Genomic DNA, 25,510 nt, shown 5'->3' with positions numbered 1-25,510 from the left:
CGTGCTTATCCACACTATTGGAACACGCTGGAGGGGCCCTGTGGGTGAACTCTCGAATCACCCCACCGTGGCCCCGAAGACGAGGCCGAGCACGTAGGTGACACCCGCCGCTCCGAGACCGATGGCGATCTGGCGCAGCGCCCGGGTGAGCGGCGAGGTACCCGACAGCAGCCCGACGACGGCGCCCGTCACCAGCAGCGCGAGCCCGACAAGAACCGTGGCGACGACCACTGCCGCGAGGCCGTCGAGGCCGAGCAGATAGGGCAGCACCGGAACGACCGCGCCCGACGCGAAGAAGCAGAAGGACGAGAGCGCCGCACCCCACGCGGTCCCGTGCGTCTCGAGATCGTCCACCTCGGCCGCGGAGTCCGCCGGACGCTCCTCGGCCGGCGCCTCGTGCACCCGCAGGAGCGGCCCCTGATGCTCCGTGGGTGTGACGGCGAGCCTGGCGAGCACCGCGTCGGCGTGCGCCGTCGCGTCCTCGATGTTCATCCCCCGGGCGCGGTACACGAGCGCCAGCTCGTTCGCGTCGACGTCCAGGTGCGGCAGTGCGGCGTCGGTCGCGGCCGACGGCGACGACGCCTCGAGCAGCTCGCGCTGCGAGCGAACCGACACGAACTCCCCCGCGCCCATCGAGAGCGCACCCGCGAGGAGGCCGGCGAGCCCGGACAGCAGCACGGTGCTCGTCGCCACCCCGGACGCGCCGATGCCGAGCACCAGCGCAAGGTTCGACACGAGCCCGTCGTTCGCACCGAACACCGCGGCACGGAACGTGCCCGAGAGCCGGTTCCGGCCCCTGGTGGCCAGCGCGCGCACCACTTCCTCGTGGATCTGCTCGTCTGCGGCCATGGTCACCGTGGCGTCGGCGTCGTGCGCGTACGACGACCTGGCCTCGGCGCGCTGCGCGAGCGCCAGCACGAAGACGCCGCCGAAGCGGCGCGCGAGGAACCCCAGCGCGCGCGTGCGCAGGTCGCCGCGTACGGGCGCGCCGACGTCGGGGCCCAGGAGGTCGAGCCAGTGCGACTCGTGCCTCTTCTCGGCGCGCGCGAGCGCGAGCAGGATCTCGCGCTCCTCGCCGGTGCGCCGCCCGGCGAGGTCGCGATAGACCGCTGCCTCGGCTCGTTCGTCCGCGAGCAGCCGGCGCCACCGCCGGATGTCGGCGCGGGTCCGACGGCGGGACGGGTGCAGCTCCTGCGCCCGCTCGGCGGGCGTCGGAGTGCCGGCGGACGGGCGCCGGGCCGGGTCGGGCGGTAGATGAGGCACTACGTCATCATGCCTACGGATCACGGGGCGCGGGTTTCGTGGCTCCAGTGCGCAATTTTCGCTCCGCCGAACTCTGTGCCCGGCCACGCCCGAACGTGCCGTTCCCCGGCCTGCCGTACGGATTCTCGGGCAGAAGGAGGCACAATGGACGCCGTGATCATCGTCAGCACGCACGGGTCGGCCGCACCCGGCGGCGCGATCGGATGGGCGTGGATCAACCACGCGGGCGGTCAGTTCGACTCGGGCGGCGCTGCCCGGGGAAACGACCAGGTCGCAGCGCTGTCAGCCCTGCTACGAGCCATCGAGGCGCACCCCGGTGACGAGCCCTTGCTCGTGGAGTCCGGCTCGCAGTACGCCATCCGATCAGTGTCCGAGTGGTCCGAGGGATGGAAGCGCAACGACTGGCGCTCCCCGTCCGGCGACCCGGTCCCGAACCTCGACCTGGTGCAGGGCATCGACCGCGCCGTCACGGAACGCACGGGTCCGGTCCGGTTCCACTGGGTACGGGGACACGTGGGCAACCCGTACAACGACCGCGTCGACCAGCTCGCCGGCTTCGCCGCCGAGGAGTGGGACGCTGGGCGGGGCGGCGTCGGCGAGATGCTCGTACCCGACGCCGGGATGATTCCCGACGCCGAGCTGCGCGGCGCCGGCTTCACCGCCGAGCCGCAGGAGGCTCCTGTCCGGGTAGCGCCGCCGGCGCCGGTCGGGACGAGCGCCGGGCGGACATGGGTGGCGGAGACCCTGTTCGACTGAGGCAGGGTCGACCGAGAGACGTGTCAGACCCCCAGGTCACCTACGTGACCTGGGGGTCTGACATGTCCGGGGCGTCAGCCGATCAGAGGCCGACGAGCAGGAGGTCCTCAGGGGTCCGAGCGACACGGGCCATCCGGTCGGAGTCCTGGTCGATGCCCGAGTCCGCGTCGAGGTGGATGCCGGCGTCGTGGATGCCGGCGTCCGTGGCGACCGGGTCGGCGTCGCCGTCGTCCTTCGTGGTCGTCTCGCGCAGGAAGTACGGGACGGGCTTGGCCGTCCGGGCGCTGAACTCGAGCCGGTCGGCGACGGCACGCGCGTGCTGCGCCATCTCGTGCGCGATGGCGACGCTCTCGCCCAGGTACGCACGCGGGTCGATCAGGCGCCGGATCTCGTCCCTGTCGAAGTAGGCGCTGACCGTCGCGTTCCGCACGAGCAGGTCGAGGAACTGCGCGTCGCCGCACGCCGACTCCTGCGCGACCTCGTACACGACCTCGTGCGCCTTCTGCCGGCCGATGCGCTCGCCCAGCTCCATCATGAGCGACTCGGAACCGATGAGGCCCTCGCTCAGAGCGAGGTTGGCGCGCATGCGCTGCTCGTCCAGCTCCAGGCCGTCCAGGATGACGTCGAGCCGGGTCAGGATGTCGCCGCCGAGAACAGTGGCCCGCTTGACCGTCTCCTCCAGGAGGTCGGTCATGCCACCGTTCGCCTCGTGGTCGTGCTGCATCGACTCGAGCGCCGGTGCCGCGAGCGCGCGGAGCTGGGCGCTCATCGACAGGAGGTCGAGGGCGAGCTGCGGGTTGCGCTTGTGCGGCATGGTCGAGCTGCCGACGGTGCCGTCGGGGATGGGCTCGAACGCCTCGCCGAACTCCGGCTGCATCATCGAGTAGATGTCCTTGCCGATCTTGCCCGCGGTCCCGGCCACCTGGCCGAGCACGAGAACGAGCTCGACGATGCCGTCGTTGATCGCCCGCGACGGGACGGGCATGGTGCCCAGGCCGAGGTGGTTGGCGACCCGGCGCTCGACCTCGCGCCCGGCGGGGCCGAACGACGCAAACGTGCCGACGGCGCCACCCATGAGGACGCGGAAGAGCCGGTCCTCGAGACGCTCCAGGCGGTCGGTGTGAGCGGTGAGCTCGTCGATCCAGACCGCCACCTTGAAGCCGAAGGTGATCGGGACGGCGTGCTGGCTGTGTGTGCGGCCCGCCATCGGCACCGCGGCACTGGCGTCCGCCTGCTTCGACATCCCCCGCAGGACCTTGGCCAGCAGGTCCTTGAGCGCCCGGTGCGCGTCGCGCAGCACCAGCACGTCAGCCGTCTGCGTGATGTTCTGCGTGGTGGCGCCCCAGTGCACCCAGCCGCCGTGCTCCCGTCCGACCACACGGGCGAACTCCTCGATGAGCGGCATCAGGGGGTGGCTCGCCGACATCGTGTCGGCGGCCACGCGGACGAGGTCCAGCTTCTCGATCTGCGCGGCCTGCGCGATCGCCTCACCGGCGGGCTCGGGGATGAGGCCTACCTCGGCCTCGGCCAGTGCGAGTGCGGCTTCGACGTCGAGCCGCGCCTGGAATCGGTTCTCGACGCTGAAGAGGTGCGCGATCCCGGCGTCGGGCACGCGTCCGTCAGTAAAGTGTCGAATCGATTCGTCGTTCATCCCTGGTTTCCCCACTCAGTTTTGTCGCCGTACGTATCTGGACGTGCTCTGGCCGGCCTGCCCCTCGTGGGGCTGCACCGGCGGCGAGTTCCTGATCCACGTCGTACCGACCGCCGCGGGACCTTGCCCGCATGACTTGCCGTGCCGAACTCGCTGTACCCACCTGCGTGTCGCATCGACCTGCTGTACCGAATTGTGGAAGAAGATGCTTGTCCAGGCTACCGGAATTGTTTCAGGAATGTAACGTCAGTGAGGTCCGTCACAGGATTGGTTCCCGCCGCAGCCGCCCAGACCGCCAGGTCCGAGCGCCGATGCGGGCGCAGCGGGTGAACTTTGGCGGCGATGGCCTTTGTCTCGCATGGTGGACGGCGCAGACGCGGAGAGCCCGGTCGCACCCGCCAGAAGGGGGCGTGCGGCCGGGCTCTCTGTCGAGCACCAGGTGTTCGGCGCGTGCGCGCTGTGGTCAGCTCGCAGCGGCTTCGTCGGGGGCTTCGCGGTCCTCGCGTTGCGACCCATATGTGTCGCTGACGCTCCGATGCAGGAGCGTGATCCGGCGAGGGTTGGCGATGGAGTGGTACTGAGCGTCGTCGGCGTCCGTCATGGTCCTCCTCCGGTGCAGGCGTACAAGCTACGGTGCACGTGGTTCTCCGCTGGTGTGCGGGTCTACCAGTTTCGTTGATACCGAGTCGCGGCGTCGACCGAAGAAGCTGTGACATCGCCCTCACCACGCCGTCGCAACTTATGTGCGGGCGCGATCGTTGCGGCTACCTGCCTGTTTTCGGCCCAGCAGCCGCGCCCGCAGCGACGCGGTGGATGCGGTGGGTGGTCGGGAAGAGCTGGTAGCTGCCGGCGAACAGACCCCAGAGGCCGCGGGGCGCCAGGAGGACCACAGCCACCGCCACGGCGCCGAGCACCACCAGGTACCAGGTGCCGAGCGGCGCGAGGACCTGCTGCAACGCCCAGTAGAGGACGGCCCCGACGAGTGGCCCCTCGATCGTCCCGATGCCCCCGACCACCACGATGAAGATCATCGCGGCGGTCCAGCTCACGGAGTAGATCGACCCCGGCGTGACCCCGAGGGTGCTCAGCGCGATCAGGGCTCCCGCGAGCGCTGCCCCGGCCGAGCCCGCGACGTACACGAGGCGGCGTCCGCGGTCCACGGCCACCCCGAGGCTGCTCGCCGCCACGCGGTCGTCACGGATCGCGGTGAGCCCCAGTCCCACGCGAGAGCGCATCAGCAGATACGTCCCGAGCACGACGGCGACCATGAGCCCCAGCGCGAACCAGTAGACGAACGCCACGCGCTCCACCCGGTCGGTGCCGCGGAACGCGGTCAAGGACAGCCCAGCGCCGCCGCCCAGGCCGTCGATCCGCATGGTGACGAGGCGGAACACCTCCGCCACGACCCACGTGCCGATCGCGAAGTAACCGCCCGCCAGACGGAACACCAGGTAGCTCGTCGGCAGGGCGAGCGCGGCGCCGATCAGGCCCGCGGCCGGCACAGCCAGCCACGGCGGCGCGCCGACGGCGTCGGCGAGCTGGATCAGGGCGTAGCCGCCCACTCCGACGTAGGCCTGCTGGCCGACGCTCACCATGCCGCCGTAGCCGGCGAGCAGGTTCCAGGTGGTACCGAGTATCACCAGAGCGAAGAGCATCACGAGGCTCGACAGCGCGCCGAGGGTCACCACGTAGGGCACGACGGCGGCGAGCAGCACGACGACGAGGAGCAGGACGCCGCCGCCGACCAGGGATCCACGACCGCCTCGGGTGACCTCGGGGCTGCTCATGCCTGCACGCTCCTCGGCATCAGGCCGCCCGGCCGGACCACCAGGACGGCGAGGAAGACCAGGTGCCCGGCGAGCACCCCGGACTGCGGGTCGAGCTGCGCGCCGATCGTCTGGGCCAGGCCCAGGACCATGCCGCCCGCGAGGGTGCCCCACAACGAACCGAGGCCGCCGATGATCACCGCCTCGAACGCGAACAGCAGCACGAGGTCTCCGTAACCCGGCGAGAACTGGGTGCTCATGCCCACGAACACGCCCGCGAGCGCCAGCGTGGCGAAGGCGAGGGCGGTCGCCACGGCATACATGTGGTTCGGGTCGACGCCCGACATGGCGGCGGCCCCGGCGTCGTCGGCGACCGCGCGCATGGCGCGGCCGGTGCCGGTGCGGGCCAGGAAGAGCTGGACCGCGACGATGACCGTGACCGCGGCGGCCAGGGTGATCAGCGGCAGGACACCCACCGAGAGACCGCCGACGGGCAGTCCCGCCGAGGCGAGATCGCCGGTAGGAATCTTGCGGGTGTCGGCGCTGAACACCTCCTGGAGCAGGTTGGTGAGCGCTACGGCGACGCCGAACGACACGAGCAGCGGCGCGAGCTCGCCGGCCCCGCGCGCCCCGCCCGCGGCGTCCCTGCCGACCTGCGCGAGCGCCGGGTTGAACAGGCCACGCTGTACCGCATAGCCGAGCGCGGCGAACACCGGGACCACCACGACGACCGCGAGCCACAGCGGCAGCCCCTGCTGCACCAGGACCAGCGAGAGGTACGCGGCGAGCACCGCGAGCACGCCGTGCGCCAGGTTGACGATGCGCATCACGCCGAAGATCAGCGACAGGCCGCAGGCCAGCAGGGCGTACTGCCCGCCGAGCAGCACACCCTGCACGCCTGCGTTGATCCAGTCCATCAGGCCTCCGGTTTCGCTCGGTCCTGCCTCGGTGCGGTTGTCGCGCCCTGGTTCTACTTCGCCCTGGTTCTACTTCGCCCTGGTTCTACTTCGCCCTGGTTCTACTTCGCTGTGGTTCTACCTCGGCGAGGGGTGGGTGATGCCGAAGTAGGCGTCCGCCACGGTCTCGCGGTGCAGGCCTGCGGCCGGAGCCTCCAGGACGGTCCGGCCGCCGAGGAGGCACTGGACCCGGTCGGCCACGCGCAGCGCCTGATCCAGGTCCTGCTCGACGACGAGGACGGTGGTGCCCGCCGCGGTGATCCGCCGGACGGCGTCGTAGAGCTGGGTCACGACGGTGGGCGCGAGCCCGAGGGAGACCTCGTCGAGCAGCAGGACTCGCGGGTTCGCCAGCAGTGCCCTGCCGATCGCCACCGCCTGCTGCTGGCCGCCGGACAGCACGCCGCCCCGTCGGTCCCGCATCTCGGCCACCAGCGGGAACATGTCGTACACGGCGCGCAGGTCCCACGGTCCGGGTCGCTTCGGGTAGCGGCCCATGAGCAGGTTCTCCTCGACGGTGAGCGAACCGAAGACGCGCCGCCCCTCCGGGACCAGCGCGATCCCGCGCCGGACACGCCGGTGGGCGGGCAGCCGGGTGACCGGCTCACCGTCGAGCAGCACGCTGCCCGACGTCGGCGGGTGGGTCCCCGCGAGCGCCGCCAGCAGCGTGGACTTTCCGGCGCCGTTGGCGCCGAGCACCGCGAGGGTCTCCCCCTCGGCCAGAGTCAGGGACACGCCGTCCACCGCGAGCAGGTCGCCGTACCGGACCTCCAGGCCGGTCGCCTCCAGGATGTTCATGCGGTCCCCTCGGTGGGCTCCGGGCTCGGAGCCTGGTCCACGGCCGTGTCGACCGTCGAGCCCAGGTAGACCTCGATCACCTGGGGGCTGCGGATCACCTCGTGCGGGTCGCCCTGCGCGATCACCTCACCTCCGGCCAGGCACATCAGCCGGTCCACGACGTCGAGCAGCGCGTGCAGGACGTGCTCTGTCCAGACGATCGCCACGCCGTCGTCCCGCAGGCGGCGCACGAGGCGCACGACCTGCGGCAGCTCGCGGTCGGTGAGGCCGCCGGCTATCTCGTCGAGCAGGAGCAGGCGGGGACCGGTCGCGAGCGCCCGGGCGACCTCCAGCCGCTTGCGGTCCAGCAGGCGCAGGCTGCCCGACGGCGTGTTGGCCGCCTCGGTCAGATCCGTCACCTCGAGCGCGTGCCAGGCCTGCGCGTGCGGGTCCCGTGCCGTCCCGCTCCTGGCGTGCCGCCGCCCCGCGAACGACGCCCCGACCAGCACGTTCTCGTACACGGTCAGGCCACCGAAGGGCCGCGGCACCTGGTACGACCTGGCGATCCCCCGGTCGGCGCGGGCGGCGGCGCCGAGCCGGGTGACGTCGTGGCCGTCGAGGACCACCGCCCCGGCGTCGGCCCGCTGTGTGCCCGCGACGACGTCGAGGAGCGTGGTCTTGCCCGCCCCGTTCGGGCCGACGAGGCCGAGCGCCTCGCCCGCGGCGACGTCGAAGGACACGTCGCGGGCGGTGACCACGCGGCCGAAGCGCTTGGCGACGGCCGACACCTCGAGGAGGGGCACGTGTGCGGTCCTTTCGGGGTCTTGACAGGCTCGACCAACAGGGGCGGCTCGACCAACGCCGCGGGGCGAGTTACTGGAGGGGCTCCACCGTGCCGCCCGTCGGGATCTCCGGGGCCAGCTTGTTGGAGACCACCACGAGCTCGTAGGGGTGCTCGCCCTCGTCCTCTCCCTCGTCCAGCCGCCACTGGCCGCCGACCAGCGGCGTCTTGGCGACGTACGGCGGGACCGTGTCGTCGACACCCCAGGCGATGTCGCCGACCACCGTGGAGACCTCGAGCGTGGACAGGGCCTCGGTGATCGCGTCGGGCTCGGTGGACCCGGCCTGCTCCACGGCGGCGACGGTGATCTCGAACAGGGCCTCCGCGAAGCCGAGCGGCTGCGTCCACTGCTTGCCCGTGTCGGCCTCGTACTGGTCGGCCAGCTCCTGCGCCGTCTGCCCGGTCAGGGAGGAGGCGAACGGCGCGGTCGGGTGCCACCACACCTCGGAGGTGAGGCCGTCGCCCGCGTTGCCCAGCGCCTCGACCGCCGAGGGGAAGAGCAGCGCCTTGCCGATCGTCGCGACCTTCGGCTGGTAGCCCTGCTGCCCGGCCTGCTGCCAGAAGGTGGTGAAGTCCGGCGGGATCGGCACGCCGACGAGGATGTCGTGGCCCTTGAACGCGGAGAGCTGCGCCGAGAAGTCCTGGGTGCCGTTCGGGTACAGACCCGGGTCGTCGATGGTGACTCCCGTGTCCGCGGTGAGGGCGGGGAAGTTGGCGCTCCAGGCCTGGCCGTCCGGGTCGTTCGGGAACAGGCCCGCCGCCTTGGAGTTGGTGTCGACCTGGCTCCAGATGTCGGCGTAGACCGCCGAGACGTCCTCCAGACCCCAGAACGCGTGATAGCTGTACCTGAGGTCGGCCGGCTGGTCGCCCTCGCGGATCGCGAAGGGCTGCCAGGGTGCGACGGTCGAGATGCACGGGACCGAGTTGGCCTCGCACTGCTCCGAGACGGGGTTGGTGATGTCCGGCGTGGACGAGGTGAGCACCAGGTCGACGCCGTCGGTGTTGATCAGCTCCGCGGCGACCTCACCCGCACGCGCCGAGCTGGACTGCGAGTCCTTCACGATGATCTCGACGGTGTGCTCCGCCCCGTCGACGGTGACCGGGTTGTCCGCGAACCACTCCTCCATCGCCTGGATCACGTAGGTGTTGGCCTCGCCGAACGGCGCCGACGGACCCGTCTCGGTCGAGACGAAGCCGATCTTCAGCACGTCGTCGTCCTCGCCATCACCGCCGATCGTCCCGCCGCCGACGCCGCCGCAGCCCGCGAGCGTTCCCGCGAGCACCGCCGTCGACGCCCAGGCCGCTGTCGCCCTGACCGTCCGGACCCGTCCGTTGCGAACCATCGTCGTCACTCCATCTCTGTAGTCGAGCCGGTAGTTGTCAGACGCACGGGTCACCGGGGTGACCTGTGGGTCTGACACGACGTGCAGGTGGTGCAAGTAGCGCGAGTGGTGCGGGTCGTGCGGGTTACTCGCGTGGGGCGAGCACCATGTCGAACCGGGTGCGCGACCACGTGCCCTCGACCGCGCGGCCGTCCGGCGTCGGCGTGCCGGCCGGCAGCTCCTCGAAGTCCATGACCAGCGAGTCCTTGACCCCGAACACGGAGTCCGAGGCGAGCTGCTCGTCGCCGCGCACGAAGATGTGGGTCACCAGGGTGCGCAGCTCCGGCGCGGTCACCATGAAGTGCAGGTGCGCCGCGCGCAGGGGCGACCGGCCCGACGCCGCGAGGAGCGCGCCCACCGGCCCGTCGTGCGGGATCGGGTACGGCGTCGGCGTGATGCCCCAGAACCGGTAGCCGCCGTCGTCGTCCGAGTAGAGGTGCGCACGGCCGGCGGTGCGCTCGTCGCCGTACTGGACGTCGTAGAACCCGTCCTCGTCGGCCTCCCACACCTCGATCCGGGCGCCTCGCACCGGCCTGCCGGACGTGTCGGTGACGGTGCCCTCGACCCAGCAGGGCTGCCCCGTGGCGCCACCGGCGATGTCGCCGCCGTTGTCGATACGCGGCGCGTCGTCCACGAAGAACGGGCCGAACACCGTGGCCTCCGTGGCGTTCGCGTAAGCCTCGTTGTTGATGGCGATGGTCTGCATGGAGGCGCCCAGCACGTCGGACAGCAGGATGAACTCCTGCCGCTTGTCGTCGGTGACGTGCCCGGCGGCCGTCAGGAACGCGATGCCCTTGTTCCACTCGTCCTCGGTGAGCCGTACCTCCCGCAGGAACGCGTGCAGGTGCCGGGTCAGGGACTGCAGGACGGTCTTCAGCCGCTCGTCGCCAGCGCCCTCGAAGGACGCCGCCACCCGGTCGGTGAGGTCCTGCTCCCGAGCGGCCTGCTCCCGGGCCGCCCGCTCCCGGGCCGCCCGCTCCTCGGCCTGCTCAGTCATCGCGCTCGCCCCGCCCGAGCACCGCCTTGAGCGCGTCGCCCAGGGCTCCGGCGGGATCGTCGGCGAGAGTCTGCGCGCGCCACGCCACGTGCGAGTCCGGACGGACCAGGATCGCGCCCGACTCCTCGACGCCGCGCATCTTCGCCCAGTCGTAGTAGGTGTCGATGACCTCGCGGCCCGGCCCGATGACCACGGCCCCGAGGGGTACGCCGAGCTCGTCGGCGACCTTCGCCGCGGCGTCGGCCCAGGCCTCGCCCGCGATGCCGGTCACGAGCGTGAACCGCCCGTACGGGACCAGGTCGTGCGTGGAGCGCTTGTGGCCGTCCGGGTCCGCCACCCACACGTGCGGGAACCGCGCGCCCGGGACCGTGGACTGCTTGTAGTAGAGCTCGGGGTCGCGCTCGTCCACAGGCTGGGGAGAACCGTCGGGGACGATCGCCGCCGACTCGTAGAACTGCCCCATGTCCACGCCGTGCGCGTTGAACTCGTAGTGCTTGAGGTCCATCGCCTCCACGAGCGCCGCACGCTTGGCCGCGCCGGCCGGGGTGTTCGCCTTGCGCTCGTCGATGGCGGCCTGCATCGCCTCGGGCGTCTCGGCGTCCAGGACGCCCAGCACCTCCATGAACCGGAACTCGCCGCCGGACTTGTTGGCGCGCAGCACGATCTGCTCGGCGACCGGCGCGCGCTCCGTCGAGTAGGTCTCCAGCAGGGACGGCGCCGCCTGGCCGTTCAGCACCGCGGCGATCTTCCACGCCAGGTTGTACGAGTCCTGGACCGACGTGTTGGAGCCCAGGCCGTTGCTCGGCGGGTGCCGGTGCACGGCGTCGCCCGCACAGAAGACGCGGCCCTGCTGCAGGTGCGTCGCGTACATCTGGTTGTTGCCCCAGAGCGAGTAGCCGGTGATCTCGACGTCCAGGTCGTCGACGCCGACGAGCTGGCGCACGATGTCGGCGGCCGCGGCGTCGTCGAGCTGCGGCGGCTCGCCCGTGATGTCGTAGCCCCAGACGATCAGCCACTCGTTCCACGGCCGGACCATGCGGACCAGGCCCGCGCCGATGCCGCCGACGTCGGACCCGGGCTGCAGCACCCAGTACAGGACCGACGGGCGGTGGCCCACGAGGTGCGTGAGGTCGGCCTTGAACGTGATGTTCATGGAGCCCGCGATGTCCATCGCGCCCTCCATGGGCAGGCCGAGGTCGGCGGCCACCTGGGAGCGGGCGCCGTCGCCGCCGATCAGGTACCTCGACCGGATCGTGTACTCGGTGCCGGTGACGCGGTCGAGCACCCGGGTGCTGACGCCGTCGGCGTCCTGCGTGTGGCTCAGGTACTCCGTGGAGAACCGCGACTGCGTGCCGCGCTGGGTCGCGTTCTTGACCAGGATCGGCTCGAGGTAGGTCTGCGGGATGTCCACGGTGAGCGACGGCGAGGCGAGCCGCGCGTCCGCCTCGCGCGCGGGGTGCGTCTCCCAGGTGAGGATGCGGCCGATCTCCTCGCCCGCGATCGTCGTGCAGAACACCGTGTCGCCGACCAGCTCGTGGGGCGTGGCGTCGGCGAGGACCTGGTCCTCGATGCCGAGGTCGCGGAAGATCTCCATGGTCCGCTGGTTCGTGATGTGCGCGCGGGGCGTGTTCGCCGTCCAGCGGTACTTGGTGATCATGATGTTGCTGATCCCCAGGCTGGACAGGAACAGGGCGGCGGAGGCGCCCGCGGGCCCCGAGCCGACGACCAGCACGTCGGTATCGACGACGACGTCGGTGGGCGTGGCGCCGGCGGGGCTGCTGGGCAGTGCGGTCTCGGTCAGACCGTCGTCGAACTCAGGCATGCGCACAGGCTGCCGTGGCCTCCCACCAGGGAAAAGGGATGACCACGAAAGTCGGCGGAAATCCTCAAGAGCCGATGGGGAGGGTGTTGGCCGGCCCCGGGTACCGGCGGACCTCCGACGGCGACATGCCCGACTGCTCCCGGAACACGCGCGAGAACTGCGCCGCCGACGAGAAGCCGCAGCGCAGTCCGATGGCCTCGACCGTCTGCTCCGCGTAGGACGGCATGCGCAGCATGCGGGCCGCCAGCTCCACCCGGCGTCGGGCGACGAACCGCGGCACGCTCGTGCCGCACTCGGCGAACACCCGCGAGAGCTGCCGTTCGCTGAGCCCTATCGCGTCGGCGATGCGGCGCGCGGACAGCGTGGGGTCACGCAGCCACTGCCGCACGTACTGCTCGGCGGCGGCGAAGTGGGCGCCCGTCGTCGGCGTCCTGGTCGCGGGCGGCGCGTCGGCGGTGTCCGGCTCGGTCAGCACCGCGGCGACCAGCTCGAGCAGCGCCTCCTCGTTCGCCGAGCCGTCCCCCTGGGAGCCCAGGGCGCGCGCGACCAGTGCGGCCAGGGCCGCCGCGTAGGTGTCGTTTCCCCAGGCCTGTGCCGACCTGCGTCCCGAGCCGGCGCCGTTGCGGAAGTCGATCACCCTGGCGGCGCGCGGCATGGTGGCGCCCGCCGACCGGAGCACGTCGTAGGGCACCTTGACCGCCAGCTCCTCCAGCCCGTGCGCGAAGCCACGCAGGAACGGCCGGTCGGCGTCGCACACGAGGAGCTGGCCGGGGCGCAGCGTCCGGGTGCCGTCGTCGTCGGTGAAGATCGCCTCGCCCGCGAGCGTGAAGTACAGGGCCACCGACTCGGTCGGCCGGGCGCGGACGGTCCGTGCGGTGCGTTCGACGGCGTGCGGGTTGGCCGCCACGTGCGCCAGGTGCAGCCGGTCCAGCTGGAGGTTCGCCTCGGCGGCCTCGAGCGCCGACTCGTCGAGCATGCGGGCCCGCAGCGCCACCAGGGCGTGCGCGTTGTGCCTCTCCCAGAGCTCGATCCGCCGCGGTGCGGGCAGGCCTCGGGTGGAGAAGCGGTCCACGGCGACGTGCGACGCCGGTATGCCTCGGGTCACGCTGCTCAGAGTAGGTCCGGCGGGTACGGGCGCACCAGGATTACCGGTGATCCCCCGGCGTGTTGGCCTGGCGTGTTCGGGCAGGTCAGAGGCGGTCTCGACCAGCTCGGCCGACGGGGGCAGGTCGCAACGCCCCGGCGAGCCGCGGGTGCGGGCGGCCGTCAGGCGCGGGATGCTCCACCTATGTCTGACGCATCCCGCACCGAGCCACGGCCGCAGCCTCTGAAGCCCTCCCGCGACCCGCAGCTCGTGCTCCTGCGGCACGGCGAGACCGAGTGGAGCGCGAGCGGACAGCACACCGGGCGCACCGACATCCCGCTCACCGCGGCCGGCGAGAAGCAGGCGCGGTACGCCGGGGGCGCCCTCGCGAACTACGAGTTCGCGTCCGTGTACACCTCGCCGCTGCTCCGGGCACGGCGGACGGCGGAGCTGGCGGGCCACGCGGACGCCGTCGTCGACGAGGACCTCGCCGAGTGGGACTACGGCCCCGTCGACGGCCGCACCTCGCACGACGTCTCCGTGGAGCTGGGGCGGGAGTTCCTCATCTTCGACGACGGCGTGCGCGTGCTGCCGCCGTCGGCCGAGCACGGCGAAGGGCGGCCCGGGGAGACGCTGGAAGACGTGGCGACCCGGGCGGCACGGGTGGTGGCGAAGGCGGAGGAGACGCTCGCCGCCCGGACCGACGACGGCGGCGGTGACGTGCTGCTCGTGGCGCACGGGCACCTGCTGCGGGTGCTCGCCACGGTCTGGCTCGGCGTCGACCCGCGGCTCGGGGCCCGGTTCGAGCTGGGGACCGCCGCCGTCTGCCTGCTGGGGTACGGGCACAACCTGCGCACCGTAGAAGGATGGAACCTGGCAGCCCAGTAGGGCAGTATTCGCGGAATGAGGGAAGAGCACCTCGCCGAAGGCGAGACCATCGTGATGCAGCTCCGGACCCACCCGAAGAAGGTCATCAAGCCGATCCTGCTGCTCGTGGTGCTGATCGTCGCCCTCGTCGCGCTGTGGGTGGTGCCGCTGCCGGTGGACGGCATGGTGCTCGGGATCGCCACGCTCGCTCTGGTGCTGCTCGGCCTGGCCGCCGCCGCCGCACCGTTCCTGCGCTGGCGCACCACGCGCTACATCATCACCAACCAGCGCGTCGCGCTGCGCACCGGCATCCTCACGCAGACCGGCCGGGACATCCCGCTCTACCGGATCAACAACGTGACCTTCGAGAAGCAGCTCAGCGACCGGTTCTGGGGCTGCGGCACCCTCGTGATCTCCGACGGCACCGACCAGCCGGGCATGGTGCTCGACGACGTGCCCGACGTCGAGAAGGTGCAGCGGGCCCTGCAGGACCTGGTGCGCCAGGGCAAGCAGCTCAGCGACGACTGACCCGGCGTCCCGCTTCCCGCTGCCACACCTCGTCGAGGACCGCGGCCAGGTCGGCGCCCGCGCGGAGCAGCGCGACCGTGCGGGCGGCGATCTGGTCGAGACGCCGGTCCAGGATCCGCTCCGCCTGGACCGCTCCGTCGGCGACGCCGTCGACCTCGCGCAGGGTCGCGACGACGTCCCGCACCGCCGGGATGCCGTACCCGCTGCTGCGGAGGGCCGCGACGATCCGCGCCTCCTGGATCGCCCCCGTGCTGTACTGGCGAGCGCGCAGGGTCGTCACGCGGTCGGGGACCGCCAGCCCCTCCTGCTCCCAGAACCGGAGCGTCGACGTGCGCACGCCGAGCGCGGCGGCGAGCTCGGTGATCGTCATGGTGTCGCCGGCCCGGTCGGGCGCGGCGTCCGTGGGGTCGCAGTCCGGTGCCACGGTCGCGACCGCTTCCGCCTGGATGGCTCGGAGCGCCTCCCGTGCGCGCAGCGCCTCGTCCCGCTCGCGCGCGAGCCGGACGTGCACGGCGCCGATCGCGGCGGCGGCATCGGCGAGGCGCGTGCCCGGCTCCGCGGGATCGCCCCGTGGAGCGGCGAACGTCGTCGCGAGCAGGCGCCGCGCGTCCACGGGCCCGGCGGCGCTCGCGAGCCCGCGGTAGGCACGCAGCGCCCGGACGTGCGCAGCCGTGTAGGCCCGGTACCCGTTCGGCGCCCTGACGGCGGGCGGGATGACGCCGAGCCGTTCCAGGTCCCGGACCTGCTGCACCGAGTATCCGGACTCCCGCGCGACGTCGGCGGTCCGGAGCGGTGACCGGTCTCCTCGTGTCATACGGCAAACCCCACACAAGCACTTGAAGGTGATGCTTGAACCATGAGCACCCACCTGAGTATCGACCAGATCATCGGCGCCGTGCGGGACCTCGACGGCTCGCTCGTCGTGGCGCCCGCCGCGGGGGACGCCGACTTCCCTGAGCTGGCCTGGGGCGACGCCTTCTTCTACTACGCCCCCGACGGCCAGATGCCGCGGACCGTCCAGCCCTACGGCACCGTCGTCACCAAGAACTACCCGGACGACACCGGATCGGACCTCGACGCGGACGGGCGCTGGCGCGTGAACATCCATGTCGACCGGGCGGCGTTCCGCGAGCTCACCGCGGGTCGGGTCGACGCCGGGGCCGTGCTCGACGGCGCCGAGGCTTCCGCGACCGACCCGGCCACGCCCGACGTCGTGCTGCCGCACCCGGTCTACGGGTCCGCCGGCTGGATCGCCGTCGTCAACCCAGGGCCGGCGACCGCCGACACGGTCCTGCGCCTCCTCCGCGAGGCGCACGACGCGGCCCGCACGCGCTACGCCCGCCGACGCTGACCCGGACAGAGCGAGAACGGGGGCTTCGGGTCAGTCGACCGGGATGGTCGTCGCCTGGGTGGTGCGGCGGAGCATCCCGGCGCTGAGCCGGATCTCGCCGAGGGTGTGCGCGTCCAGGAGGCGCCGCGCCAGCTTCTCCAGCACGTCCGGGTCGGGTGCGCCCCGCTCCTCCGCGGGGTCCACGGCGTCGCCGGCCTCCTGGCGGGCCAGGCCGTAGCTCGCGGCGAACCAGTCCGCGACGGTCACCCCGTGCACGGGCGTGTGCACGACGTCGACGGTGTCACCCGCGCCGATCTCACCGTTCTCGATCACGCGCAGGTAGGCGCCCGTTCGGTTCGCCTGCGTGAACCGGCGCACCCAGCGCTGCTCGCCCAGCCGGCGGCCGAAGGTCTGACAGGGCACGCGTGGGTGCGTCACCTCGAGCAGCGACGAGCCGACCCGCCAGCGTGCCCCGATCACCGCACGGCTCACGTCCAGCCCTCGCACACGCAGGTTCTCGCCGAACAGCCCGGGCGTGACGTCGCGGCCCAGCTCGGCGGACCAGAAGTCGGCATCCTCCTGCGCGTACGCGTAGACGGCCTGGTCGAGGCCGCCGTGGTTCGCGCGGTCCGCCTGGACGTCCGCGTACAGGCCGTACGGCCGGACCTTGACGCGACCCTCGACCGGACGCTTGTCGATGGCCGTTACTCCCACGGTGCCGGCGTCGGGGAGCAGGACGTGGACGCGGCAGACCGCGAGGAGCTCAACCATGCGCACATGCTCCCATCCCCCGAAACCCCTTTTTCGCACGTGTCAGACGCTCAGGTCACCGGGGTGTCCTGAGCGTCTGACACGTGGGAGGGACCTGCGTCACTTGCCCTTCGGCAGCGGAAGCGGCTCCATCCACTGGTCGTTGGCCGTGAGGTCGATGCCGAACTCGCCCGCGAACCGCATGCGCGTGCCGGTCAGGACGCCGTCCGCCGACTCGTCGAGGTCGTAGACGCGCGCGCCGCGCAGGCGGTTGCGCTCCGGACCCGACAGGCCGTACGTGCCGAACCCGGTGTTCCCCGCGTAGCCGAGCAGCACGCCGTAGTAGTCACCCGAGTAGGTGTTCACGTGGTCGTGACCGCAGAACACGCCGCGCACGTCGCCGCGCTGCTGGATCGCCGAGAACATGCCCGAGTTGAACGGCCCGGGGCACTCCTCCTCGTTCCGCTCGCCCTCGATCCGGTGCCGGGCCTTGCCGCGCTCGTGATCGGCGTCGGTGCGGCCGTCGACCGAGCCGAACCACATGAACCGGTACTCCCACAGCGGGATGTGGATGAACATCAGGGCCGGGACGACGTGCCCGACCTTGCGCTCGATCTGCACCGACGTGTCGTAGTACCACTTGACCTGGTCCATGCGCAGCCAGTCCCAGTGGGGGTAGCCCTCGAAGTCCTGGCCGGCCAGCAGCTCGGGGGCGTAGCGCCCGGAGTCGAGCAGCCAGACGTTGAACGCCGGGCGCCCGTTCGTGCCGTCGATCAGCAGGTTCGAGTTGCCCTGGCCGGTGACGCCGCGCGCCGTCGGGCCGTTCACGTTGTAGCGGTAGGACCGGTAGAAGGCCAGCATGTCCGTCTCGTCGAGGCCGCTCTTCGGCGTCGAGTCCTCGTCGTGGTTGCCGAAGGTGATGGCCCACGGCACCGCGCGCTCCTCCATCGGCTGCACCACGTTGTTCATCGCCTGGTGCATCTCGAGCGGGGTGTCGCAGCCGCCCGTGATGTTGTCGCCGTTGAGGATCACGAGGTCGGGCCGCTCGTCGTCGAGCACGGCGCGCATCAGCTCCAGCGTGCGGCGGTCGACCTTCTCGTCGTCCTGCGTGTCGTTGAACTGGACGATCTTGAACTTGCCGTCCCGGCCGAACCGCAGCCCGCGCTGGGGGTGCCTGCCGAGCTCCGTCGCCGTGGCAGGCGCGGCCGCCGCGACGGTCGCGGCGGTCGCGACGCCGGCCGCGCCGAGGCTGCTCAGGGACAGGAACGTCCGGCGGTCGACGGCGGACGTCCCGCTCTCCGCGGTGCCGCCGTCGGCCTGGTTGATCTCGCTCGGCATGTCGCCGGCAGTCTTCTCGCTCATGCCGACGACGATCGGGGGCCGGGCTGGCGGCCGTCCGACCGGCGGATGGACCCCCGGTGACGGTCTGCTGAACGCCTACTGCCGCACGGCCCGTGCGATCGCGTAGACCACCAGGATCACGGCGACCAGGCCGGTGGTCGCGGCGATCTGCGGCCGGGCGGCGGCGTCGGACAGCATGAGGCCCACCACCGCGACGAGCGCCACGAGCGTCACCCAGGAGAGCCACGGGTAACCCCAGGCACGCAGGCGCAGCTTCTCGCCCCGCGCGGCGGCCTCGGCCTCCAGACGGGGTCGCAACCGCAGCTGCGAGACGACGATCAGCAGCCACACCACGAGCAGCGCCGAGCCGACGGCGTTGAGGAGCACCCCGAGCAGCGACTCGGGCAGCAGGTAGTTGAGCAGCACCGCGACGACGCCGAAGAACACGGAGACCAGCACCGCCACCCACGGCACGTCGCGGCGCGAGACCTGGGTCGCGACCACGGGTGCGTCACCGCGCCCGCCGAGCGAGAACAGCATGCGGGACGTCGCGTAGACGTTGGCGTTGAAGGCGCTCAGGAGCGCGAGCACCACCACGACCTCCATGAGCCGGGCGGCGCCGTCGAACCCGGCCATCTCCAGCACCGACACGAACGGCGACTCGAGGCGGGCGGCGTCGGTCCAGGGAATCAGGGCGACCATGATCGCGACGGAGCCCACGTAGAAGAACAGGATGCGCCAGAGGATCGTGCGGGTGGCGGTCGCCACCGCGGACTGCGGGTCCCGCGCCTCGGCCGCCGCGATCGTGACGATCTCGATGCCCCCGAACGCGAACACCACGGTGAGCAGGCCGGCCGCGATACCGGGCAGGCCGGCGGGCGCGAAGCCGCCGTGCGCGGCCCAGTCCCCCAGGGCGCTGCCCGCCACGGGCACGACGCCGGTCACGATGAGCACGCCCAGCACCAGGAACCCGACGATCGCCGCGACCTTGATGGTCGCGAACCAGAACTCGGCCTCGCCGAACTGGCGCACGCCGACGAGGTTGATCGCGCCGAACACCGCGACGACGGCGGCGGCGACCGCCCACTGCGGTACTGCGGGCCACCAGCCGTGCACGATCCCGGCCACGCCGGTCACCTCGACGCCGAGCACCATGACGATGGTGAACCAGTACAGCCAGCCCAGCAGGAACCCGGCCCAGCGGCCGAGCGCGGCCTCCGCGTAGACGGAGAAGGACCCGCTCGACGGGAGGGCGGAGGCCATCTCCGCGAGCATCCGCATGACGAGCACCACTATGGCGCCCGCTATCGCGTAGCTGAGGAGGACGGCGGGCCCGGCGGCGGCGATGCCGAGACCCGAACCGAGGAACAGGCCGGCTCCGATGGCGGAACCCAGGCCCATCATCGTCAGGTGCCGGGGTCGCAGTCCGTGGGCCAGCTGCTGGTGCAGTTCGTCGGTGGTGCTCACGACCGACCACGGTAACCCGAGCGACCGGGTGCCGGTCCACAGCGGATGTGAGTGGCCCATCCGGTGAGAGACTTTGGGGCGTGACCGACTCCGCACATACCCCCGTGCACGCTGGTGAGGCCCGCTCCGTCGAGAACGAGGACTACGGCCTCGAGACACCCCTGGAAGGGCACCCGGAACCGCTGCCCCACGTGGTGGTGATCGGCGGCGGATTCGCCGGCATGGCCGTCGTGAAGGCGCTGCGGGACGCGCCGGTGCGGATCACGCTGATCGACCGCCGGGTCTACAACACGTTCCAGCCGCTGCTCTACCAGGTGGCGACGGGTGGGCTGAACGCCGGCGACGTCACCTACTTCCTGCGCGGGATGCGGCTCAAGCAGAAGAACGTGCACGTGGTCCACGAGCACCTCGTGGAGGCGGACCACCAGGCGAAGAAGATCCGCCTCCTGAACGACCACTGGGTCAGCTACGACTACCTCGTGGTGACGGCGGGCGTGACCACCAACTTCTTCGGGACGCCGGGCGCCAAGGAGTTCGCGTTCCCGATGTACTCGCGGTCGCAGGCGTTGCGGATCCGCGACAACCTCTTCATCCGCCTGGAGAAGGCGGCGAAGTCCAAGCGGCTCGACGACGGTCTGCGGGTCGTCGTCGTGGGTGGCGGGGCCACCGGGGTCGAGGTGGCCGGCGCGCTCGCCGAGCTGCGGACCGCCGGCCTGGCACCCGCCTACCCCGAGATCCACGGCGACGCGTTCGAGGTCAAGATCGTGCAGCGCGGTGGCGAGATCCTCAAGGCGTTCGCGCCCAAGCTGCGCACCTACGCCGCCAAGGAGCTGGCACGGCGCGGGGTCTCGCTGCACCTGGGCGCGGGCGTCGCCGCCGTCGAGCGGGACGCGGTGGTGCTCACCGACGGCAAGCGCATCCACGCCGACCTCACCGTCTGGTCCGCGGGTGTGCACCCGCACGAGGAGGTCGCCGACTGGGGCCTGCCGCAGGACGAGTACGGCCGCATCAAGGTCGGCGAGGACATGCAGGTCGAGGGGCTGCCCGGCGTCTTCGCGGCGGGCGACATCGCGGTCTCGCCGTCGGACCTGCCGCAGCTGGCCCAGCCCGCGATCCAGGGCGGCACCGTGGTCGGCCGCAACATCAGGGCGCTCCTCGAGGATCGGCCCCTGCAGGAGCTGCGCTACGTCGACAAGGGCACGATGGCGGTGATCGGCCGGCGCGCCGCGATCGCCGAGATCAACCTGCCGGGCGGCAAGTCCCTGCGGATCACCAAGGGCATGGCGTGGCTGGTCTGGCTGTTCGTGCACATCATGTCGCTGGTCGGACCGCGTAACCGCGTCACGACGCTCGCGGGCCTGGCGACGCGCTACGGGTTCCCGTTCCACCGGCGTCCGATCCCGATCGTGGGCGACGTGCCGACGGTGCGACCGCCCAAGCCGGGGACGCCGTCGGTGCCCGAGGCCTGAACCCGGGCCCGGCTTAAGCGTTTCGCTTCCTGTTTCTCCCGCAGGCGCGCGGGAGACCCTTCGAGGGCCGTAATCGATGTACACCTCGAAGGGGAGGCACCATGAGACCCACCCGCGCGACCATCTCCGGTACCGCGACGGCCGCGATGTTCGGCCTGCTGCTCGTCCCGCTGCTCGCCCAGTCGGCAGGCGCAGCGACGCCCGCGGCCCCCGACGGCGGTGCCGACGCCGGCGGGGCGGACGCCGTCGGTATCCACGTCTCCGGCGGGCAGCTCGTCGAGAGCGACGGCTCGCCCCTGCTGCTGCGCGGCGTCAGCCACGCCCACACCTGGTACGCCTCGGAGACCGGCTCGTTCGCCGACATCGCCGAGGCCGGCGCCAACTCGGTACGGGTGGTCCTCAGCGACGGGACCCGCTGGAACCGCAACGAGCCGGCCGACGTCGGAGGAGTCGTCAGCCTGTGCGAAGGAAACCGGCTGATCTGCGTCCTAGAGGACCACGACACGACCGGCTACGGCGAGGAGGCCGCCGCAAGCACCCTCGACACCGCCGCCAGCTACTGGATCTCGTTGCTGCCCACGCTGCGGGGCACCGAGGACCGCGTGCTCATCAACATCGGCAACGAGCCCTACGGCAACAACGCGGCGGTCAACGCGAGCTGGGCCGCCGACACCTCCGCGGCGATCCAGCGCCTGCGCGACGCCGGGTTCGAGCACACGATCGTCGTGGACGCGCCGTCCTGGGGCCAGGACTGGCAGGGCATCATGCGGGACTCCGCGGCGGACGTCCTCGCGGCCGACCCGGACGGCAACACCGTGTTCTCCGTGCACATGTACGGCGTGTACGACACCGCGGCCGAGGTCACGTCCTACCTCGACGCCTTCACGAGCCGGGGCCTGCCGATCATCGTGGGCGAGTTCGGGCACGACCACTCCGACGGCAACCCCGACGAGGACACGATCATGTCGTACACCCGGTCGCAGGGGATCGGCTGGTTCGCGTGGTCCTGGAGCGGCAACGGCGGCGGGGTCGAGTACCTGGACATGGTGACGGGCTTCGACCCGGCGCAGCGGACGGCGTGGGGCAACCGGGTCATCACCGGGCCGGACGGGCTCGCGGAGACGTCGGTGCGGGCGCGCGTGTTCGCGGACGTCTCGTCCTGAGGGTCTTGCGTCCTGTATCGACAGATGTCAACATAGAAGCGTGTCGATACAGGACGACGCCGCAGGCCCCGTCACGTCAGCCGCGGCACACGCCATTGGCGCTGATGCCGCCGCCGATCTCGCCGCGACGCTCAAGGCGATCGCCGACCCCCTGCGGCTGCGCATGCTCTCGGCGATCGCCACCTCGCCCACCGGCGAGACGACGGCGGGCGACCTGGCCACGCTGACCGCCGTCTCCCAGCCCACCGTCTCGCACCACCTCAAGGTGCTGCGCGAGGTCGGCCTGCTCACGGCGGACCGCCGCGGTACCTGGGTCTGGTACCGCATCGCCCCGGCCTACCGGGGCGCGGTCACCACGCTCCTGGACCGGTTCGCCCCGGCCGCCGTCGAGGTGCACGGCGCACACGCGGAAGCGTCGCGGGGTGAGCCGGCCGGGCTCGACAACGTCGACCCCGCCCTCGACCGCATAGCGGCCTCGCTCGCCGAGCGATTCACCGCGACCCCTGAGCGCGAGTGCTACCGCGTGGTCCGGGAGTCGTACGCGGCGCTCGCCCGGCGCGGCGGGAACGCCGCCCACCTCGTGCCGCTCACCGAGCAGTTCGCACGCCAGCGCATCGTCGACGCCGAGCGGGCACAGACGGCGGACCGCGCGCGCAAGCCGCAGGTGCTGTTCGTCTGCGTGGCCAACGCCGGACGTTCGCAGCTCGCCGCGGCGCTCCTGCAGCACTACGCGGGCGACCGGGTGGTGGTCCGGTCGGCGGGTTCCGCACCCGCGAGCGATGTGCACGCCGCTGTGCGCGGACTCCTCGACGGGCTCGGTGACCCGGCCGGCACGGGCGCCGTCGGCAGTGTTGATGCCCCCTTCTACCCGAAACCCCTCACCGACGACGCGGTCCGCGCCGCCGACGTCGTCGTGACCATGGGCTGCGGCGACGTCTGCCCGGTGCTGCCCGACACGCGGTACGAGGACTGGACGGTCGGCGACCCCGCGCTCGCCTCCCCGGCCGGCGTCGCAGCGATCCGCGACGAGCTGGACCGGCGCGTACGTGGGCTGCTCGCCTCTCTGGACGTTGCCGCCGGAAACCCGACGAGCGAAGGAACCCGATGAACGCCCCGCACCAGCCGGACGCCCCGCTGAAGATCGTCATCGTCGGCTCGGTGGCCGCCGGCACGTCGGCCGCCGCGAAGGCCCGGCGCAACACCGAGGCCGCGCGGATCACCGTCTACGAGCGCGACCACGACATCTCCTACTCCGGCTGCGGCCTGCCCTACTTCGTCGGGGGCGAGGTCGACGACATCGACGAGCTCACCCCGCGCGACCCGGCGTGGTTCAAGGCCCGGTACGACGTCGACGTGCGCACCGGGCACGAGGTGACCGCCGTCGACGCCGAGGCCCGCACCGTCACCGTGCGGGACCTGACCACCGGCCGCACCTTCGTGGACACCTACGACGAGCTGGTGCTCGCGACCGGCGTCCGCGCCGTCGTACCGCCCGTCCCTGGTGCCGGCTCGACAGGCGTGTTCTCCGTGCGCACCCCCACCGACGCCCGCGCGATCCGGGCCTGGATCGAGGACGGCGGGTCCCGGGGCAGGCCGGTACGGCGCGCGGTGGTCGTCGGAGGCGGCTACATCGGGCTGGAGATGACCGAGCAGCTCACCGCCCGCGGCCTCGCGGTGACGGTGGTCGAGGCGGCCGAGCACACCATGCCCCGCATGGACGCGGACATGTCCGCCCGGGTCGACGACGAGGTCCGCAAGCACGTCCGCGAGCGCGGCGGCGACCTGCTGCTGTCCACGAAGGTCACCGGCATCACGTCCGACGACGGCGGCGTGACCGGGGTGGACGTCGACGTGGCGGGCGGACACCTGGACGCCGAGCTGGTGATCGTCTCGGTGGGCGTCCGGCCGAACACCGAGCTGGCCGAGCAGGCAGGCGTACGGATCGGTCCGACCGGCGCGATCGCCGTCGACCGGCGGCTGCGCACCAGCGTCGAGCACGTGTGGGCCGTCGGCGACGTCGCCGAGTCGTTCCACGTCATCACCGGCGAGCCCGTCTGGGTGCCGCTGGGTTCGACGGCGAACAAGATGGGCCGCATCGCGGGCGACGCGATGACGGGCGGCCCGCTGGAGCACCGCGGCATCCTCGGGACGTCGATCGTCCGGGTCTTCGACGTCGGTGTCGCCCAGACCGGGTTCACCGAGGCGCAGGCGCGCGCCGCGGGATACGACGTCGAAGTGCTGCACAACATCAAGCCCGACCGGCCGGAGTACCTGGGCGGCAGGCCCCTGGTCGTCAAGGCGGTCGCCGACCGGGCCACCGGACGGCTCCTGGGCGCGCAGGCCATCGGGGCGTCGGGAGCGGACAAGCGCATCGACGTGCTGGCCACGGCGATCACCTTCGGTGCCGACGTCGCCGACCTGTTCCACCTCGACCTCGCCTACTCCCCCACCTACGCCACCACCAAGGACCCGGTCCACTACACCGGGATGGCGCTGACCAACGCGATCCACGGACAGGCGCCGCTCGTCACGCCGGCCGAGCTGGACCGGCGTCGGGCCGACGGCGAGCGGATCCAGGTGGTGGACGTGCGCTCCGCGAAGGACCGCGCGAAGTCCGCCGTGCCCGACTCCGTACACATCCCGTTGGCGGAGCTACGGCGGCGGTCGGGCGAGCTCGACCCGGCGCTGCCCACGCTGACCTACTGCAACAAGGGTGTCACCGGGAACGCAGGGCAGAACTTGCTGCGCAACCTCGGCTTCGCGGACGTCGCGAACCTTTCGGGCGGCAACCAGAACTACCAGCTCAACCTTCGACCGAACCACCAGGAGAACCGCATGCCCGAGACCACTACGCCGGACGCCGCCCCGCCGTCCGCCAAGCCGTCCGCCCTCTTCGTCTGCGTGCACAACGCGGGCCGCTCGCAGATGGCCGCCGGCTTCCTCCGGGCGCTGTCCGACGGCGCCGTCGAGGTGCGCTCGGCCGGGTCGATGCCCGCCGACCAGATCAATCCGACGGCCGTGGAGGCCATGCTCGAGGTGGGCATCGACATCCGCGACGAGAGGCCCAAGATCCTGACGAACGAGGCGGTAGAGGCGTCGGACGCCGTCATCACCATGGGCTGCGGCGACGCGTGCCCCTTCTATCCGGGCAAGAACTACCAGGACTGGGAGCTCGACGACCCGGCGGGGCAGGGCCTCGACGCCGTCCGGCCCATCCGCGACGAGATCGAGCGCCGGGTCCGCGGCCTCCTCGCCGAGCTCGGCGTGCAGCCCGTCGCGTGAGCGCGCCGGTCGCTGCGCCGT

At 71.9% G+C, this 25,510-nt stretch carries 23 protein-coding genes and 1 pseudogene; 9 read left to right on the top strand and 15 right to left on the bottom strand.

From position 1 onward, the window contains the following. Positions 1-57 precede the first annotated feature (57 nt). Complete coding sequence (locus ACNYC2_RS28960) at positions 58-1,188, bottom strand: VIT1/CCC1 transporter family protein (RefSeq protein ID WP_419707925.1); 1,131 nt, start codon at positions 1,186-1,188, stop codon at positions 58-60. A 219-nt stretch (positions 1,189-1,407) separates the two neighbouring features. Here ACNYC2_RS28960 and ACNYC2_RS28955 point away from each other — a divergent pair, with 219 nt between their 5' ends. After that, positions 1,408-2,019, top strand: coding sequence for a ribonuclease H family protein (locus tag ACNYC2_RS28955; RefSeq protein ID WP_419705038.1), 612 nt, complete (start codon positions 1,408-1,410; stop codon positions 2,017-2,019). Between the two features lie 82 nt (positions 2,020-2,101). Here ACNYC2_RS28955 and ACNYC2_RS28950 read toward each other — a convergent pair whose 3' ends face one another. The 10 genes from ACNYC2_RS28950 to ACNYC2_RS28905 all read right to left on the bottom strand — a co-directional run bounded on the left by ACNYC2_RS28950 (position 2,102) and on the right by ACNYC2_RS28905 (position 13,313). Beyond that, positions 2,102-3,631, bottom strand: coding sequence for a class-II fumarase/aspartase family protein (locus tag ACNYC2_RS28950; protein WP_419705037.1), 1,530 nt, complete (start codon positions 3,629-3,631; stop codon positions 2,102-2,104). Positions 3,632-4,133: 502 nt separating this feature from the next. Next, positions 4,134-4,271: a hypothetical protein gene (locus ACNYC2_RS28945; RefSeq protein WP_165827337.1), complete on the bottom strand. Its 138-nt coding sequence runs from the start codon at positions 4,269-4,271 to the stop codon at positions 4,134-4,136. 163 nt (positions 4,272-4,434) lie between these two features. Next, complete coding sequence (locus tag ACNYC2_RS28940) at positions 4,435-5,457, bottom strand: branched-chain amino acid ABC transporter permease (protein WP_419705036.1); 1,023 nt, start codon at positions 5,455-5,457, stop codon at positions 4,435-4,437. Next, entirely contained in the window at positions 5,454-6,353 is a 900-nt protein-coding gene (locus tag ACNYC2_RS28935; RefSeq protein WP_419705035.1) for a branched-chain amino acid ABC transporter permease, read from the bottom strand. Before ACNYC2_RS28935 ends, ACNYC2_RS28940 begins: the two co-directional genes overlap by 4 nt. A gap of 117 nt (positions 6,354-6,470) precedes the next feature. Further along, positions 6,471-7,187: an ABC transporter ATP-binding protein gene (locus ACNYC2_RS28930; RefSeq protein WP_419705034.1), complete on the bottom strand. Its 717-nt coding sequence runs from the start codon at positions 7,185-7,187 to the stop codon at positions 6,471-6,473. Continuing rightward, positions 7,184-7,969 (bottom strand): ABC transporter ATP-binding protein, encoded by a 786-nt coding sequence (locus tag ACNYC2_RS28925; RefSeq protein WP_419705033.1) that lies wholly within the window; start codon positions 7,967-7,969, stop codon positions 7,184-7,186. The genes ACNYC2_RS28930 and ACNYC2_RS28925 overlap by 4 nt, the downstream gene beginning before the upstream one ends. A gap of 70 nt (positions 7,970-8,039) precedes the next feature. Further along, complete coding sequence (locus ACNYC2_RS28920) at positions 8,040-9,350, bottom strand: ABC transporter substrate-binding protein (protein WP_419705032.1); 1,311 nt, start codon at positions 9,348-9,350, stop codon at positions 8,040-8,042. 124 nt (positions 9,351-9,474) lie between these two features. Continuing rightward, on the bottom strand, positions 9,475-10,386 hold the full coding sequence (locus ACNYC2_RS28915; RefSeq protein ID WP_419705031.1) for a dioxygenase: 912 nt from the start codon (positions 10,384-10,386) through the stop codon (positions 9,475-9,477). Then, positions 10,379-12,208 (bottom strand): FAD-dependent oxidoreductase, encoded by a 1,830-nt coding sequence (locus ACNYC2_RS28910; protein WP_419705030.1) that lies wholly within the window; start codon positions 12,206-12,208, stop codon positions 10,379-10,381. Before ACNYC2_RS28910 ends, ACNYC2_RS28915 begins: the two co-directional genes overlap by 8 nt. A gap of 64 nt (positions 12,209-12,272) precedes the next feature. Beyond that, positions 12,273-13,313: a helix-turn-helix domain-containing protein gene (locus tag ACNYC2_RS28905; RefSeq protein WP_419705029.1), complete on the bottom strand. Its 1,041-nt coding sequence runs from the start codon at positions 13,311-13,313 to the stop codon at positions 12,273-12,275. A 183-nt stretch (positions 13,314-13,496) separates the two neighbouring features. Here ACNYC2_RS28905 and ACNYC2_RS28900 point away from each other — a divergent pair, with 183 nt between their 5' ends. Together ACNYC2_RS28900 and ACNYC2_RS28895 are read left to right on the top strand one after the other, a co-directional pair. Beyond that, a complete protein-coding gene (locus ACNYC2_RS28900) occupies positions 13,497-14,180 on the top strand; it encodes a histidine phosphatase family protein (protein WP_419705028.1) in 684 nt (227 codons plus the stop codon). A 15-nt stretch (positions 14,181-14,195) separates the two neighbouring features. Continuing rightward, entirely contained in the window at positions 14,196-14,687 is a 492-nt protein-coding gene (locus tag ACNYC2_RS28895; protein ID WP_419705027.1) for a PH domain-containing protein, read from the top strand. On the opposite strand, the gene ACNYC2_RS28890 is transcribed toward ACNYC2_RS28895, so the two are convergent. After that, positions 14,674-15,501 carry a MerR family transcriptional regulator gene (locus ACNYC2_RS28890; protein WP_419705026.1) on the bottom strand — a complete coding sequence of 276 codons (828 nt, stop codon included), beginning with the start codon at positions 15,499-15,501 and terminating at the stop codon, positions 14,674-14,676. The genes ACNYC2_RS28895 and ACNYC2_RS28890 overlap by 14 nt on opposite strands. Positions 15,502-15,543: 42 nt before the next feature. Between ACNYC2_RS28890 and ACNYC2_RS28885 the strand changes: the two genes are divergently transcribed. Beyond that, on the top strand, positions 15,544-16,038 hold the full coding sequence (locus tag ACNYC2_RS28885; RefSeq protein ID WP_419705025.1) for a DUF6194 family protein: 495 nt from the start codon (positions 15,544-15,546) through the stop codon (positions 16,036-16,038). 30 nt (positions 16,039-16,068) lie between these two features. Here ACNYC2_RS28885 and ACNYC2_RS28880 read toward each other — a convergent pair whose 3' ends face one another. The 3 genes from ACNYC2_RS28880 to ACNYC2_RS28870 form a co-directional block, all read right to left on the bottom strand. After that, a complete protein-coding gene (locus ACNYC2_RS28880; RefSeq protein WP_419705024.1) occupies positions 16,069-16,788 on the bottom strand; it encodes an MOSC domain-containing protein in 720 nt (239 codons plus the stop codon). Positions 16,789-16,887: 99 nt separating this feature from the next. Then, positions 16,888-18,129: a metallophosphoesterase family protein gene (locus tag ACNYC2_RS28875; protein ID WP_419705023.1), complete on the bottom strand. Its 1,242-nt coding sequence runs from the start codon at positions 18,127-18,129 to the stop codon at positions 16,888-16,890. Between the two features lie 75 nt (positions 18,130-18,204). Continuing rightward, positions 18,205-19,512 (bottom strand): amino acid permease, encoded by a 1,308-nt coding sequence (locus ACNYC2_RS28870; protein WP_419707924.1) that lies wholly within the window; start codon positions 19,510-19,512, stop codon positions 18,205-18,207. A 143-nt stretch (positions 19,513-19,655) separates the two neighbouring features. Between ACNYC2_RS28870 and ACNYC2_RS28865 the strand changes: the two genes are divergently transcribed. The 5 genes and pseudogenes from ACNYC2_RS28865 (at position 19,656) to ACNYC2_RS28845 (ending at position 25,489) form a co-directional block, all read left to right on the top strand. Beyond that, positions 19,656-21,044 (top strand): NAD(P)/FAD-dependent oxidoreductase, encoded by a 1,389-nt coding sequence (locus ACNYC2_RS28865; protein WP_419705022.1) that lies wholly within the window; start codon positions 19,656-19,658, stop codon positions 21,042-21,044. Positions 21,045-21,145: 101 nt separating this feature from the next. Then, positions 21,146-22,207: a glycoside hydrolase family 5 protein gene (locus ACNYC2_RS28860; protein WP_419705021.1), complete on the top strand. Its 1,062-nt coding sequence runs from the start codon at positions 21,146-21,148 to the stop codon at positions 22,205-22,207. A 40-nt stretch (positions 22,208-22,247) separates the two neighbouring features. After that, positions 22,248-23,315 (top strand): metalloregulator ArsR/SmtB family transcription factor, encoded by a 1,068-nt coding sequence (locus tag ACNYC2_RS28855; protein ID WP_419705020.1) that lies wholly within the window; start codon positions 22,248-22,250, stop codon positions 23,313-23,315. Continuing rightward, positions 23,312-24,997: pseudogene (locus tag ACNYC2_RS28850) on the top strand (FAD-dependent oxidoreductase); the annotation flags it as partial. The gene ACNYC2_RS28855 and the pseudogene ACNYC2_RS28850, both read left to right, overlap by 4 nt. A 45-nt stretch (positions 24,998-25,042) precedes the next feature. After that, a complete protein-coding gene (locus tag ACNYC2_RS28845; RefSeq protein WP_419707923.1) occupies positions 25,043-25,489 on the top strand; it encodes an arsenate reductase ArsC in 447 nt (148 codons plus the stop codon). Positions 25,490-25,510 lie beyond the last annotated feature (21 nt).

The organism is Promicromonospora sp. NFX87 (assembly GCF_048564965.1).
In the GTDB taxonomy this organism is placed as follows: domain Bacteria; phylum Actinomycetota; class Actinomycetes; order Actinomycetales; family Cellulomonadaceae; genus Promicromonospora.
Note: the sequence above shows the minus strand (reverse complement) of the source record. Positions and strands in the feature narration are given on the sequence as shown.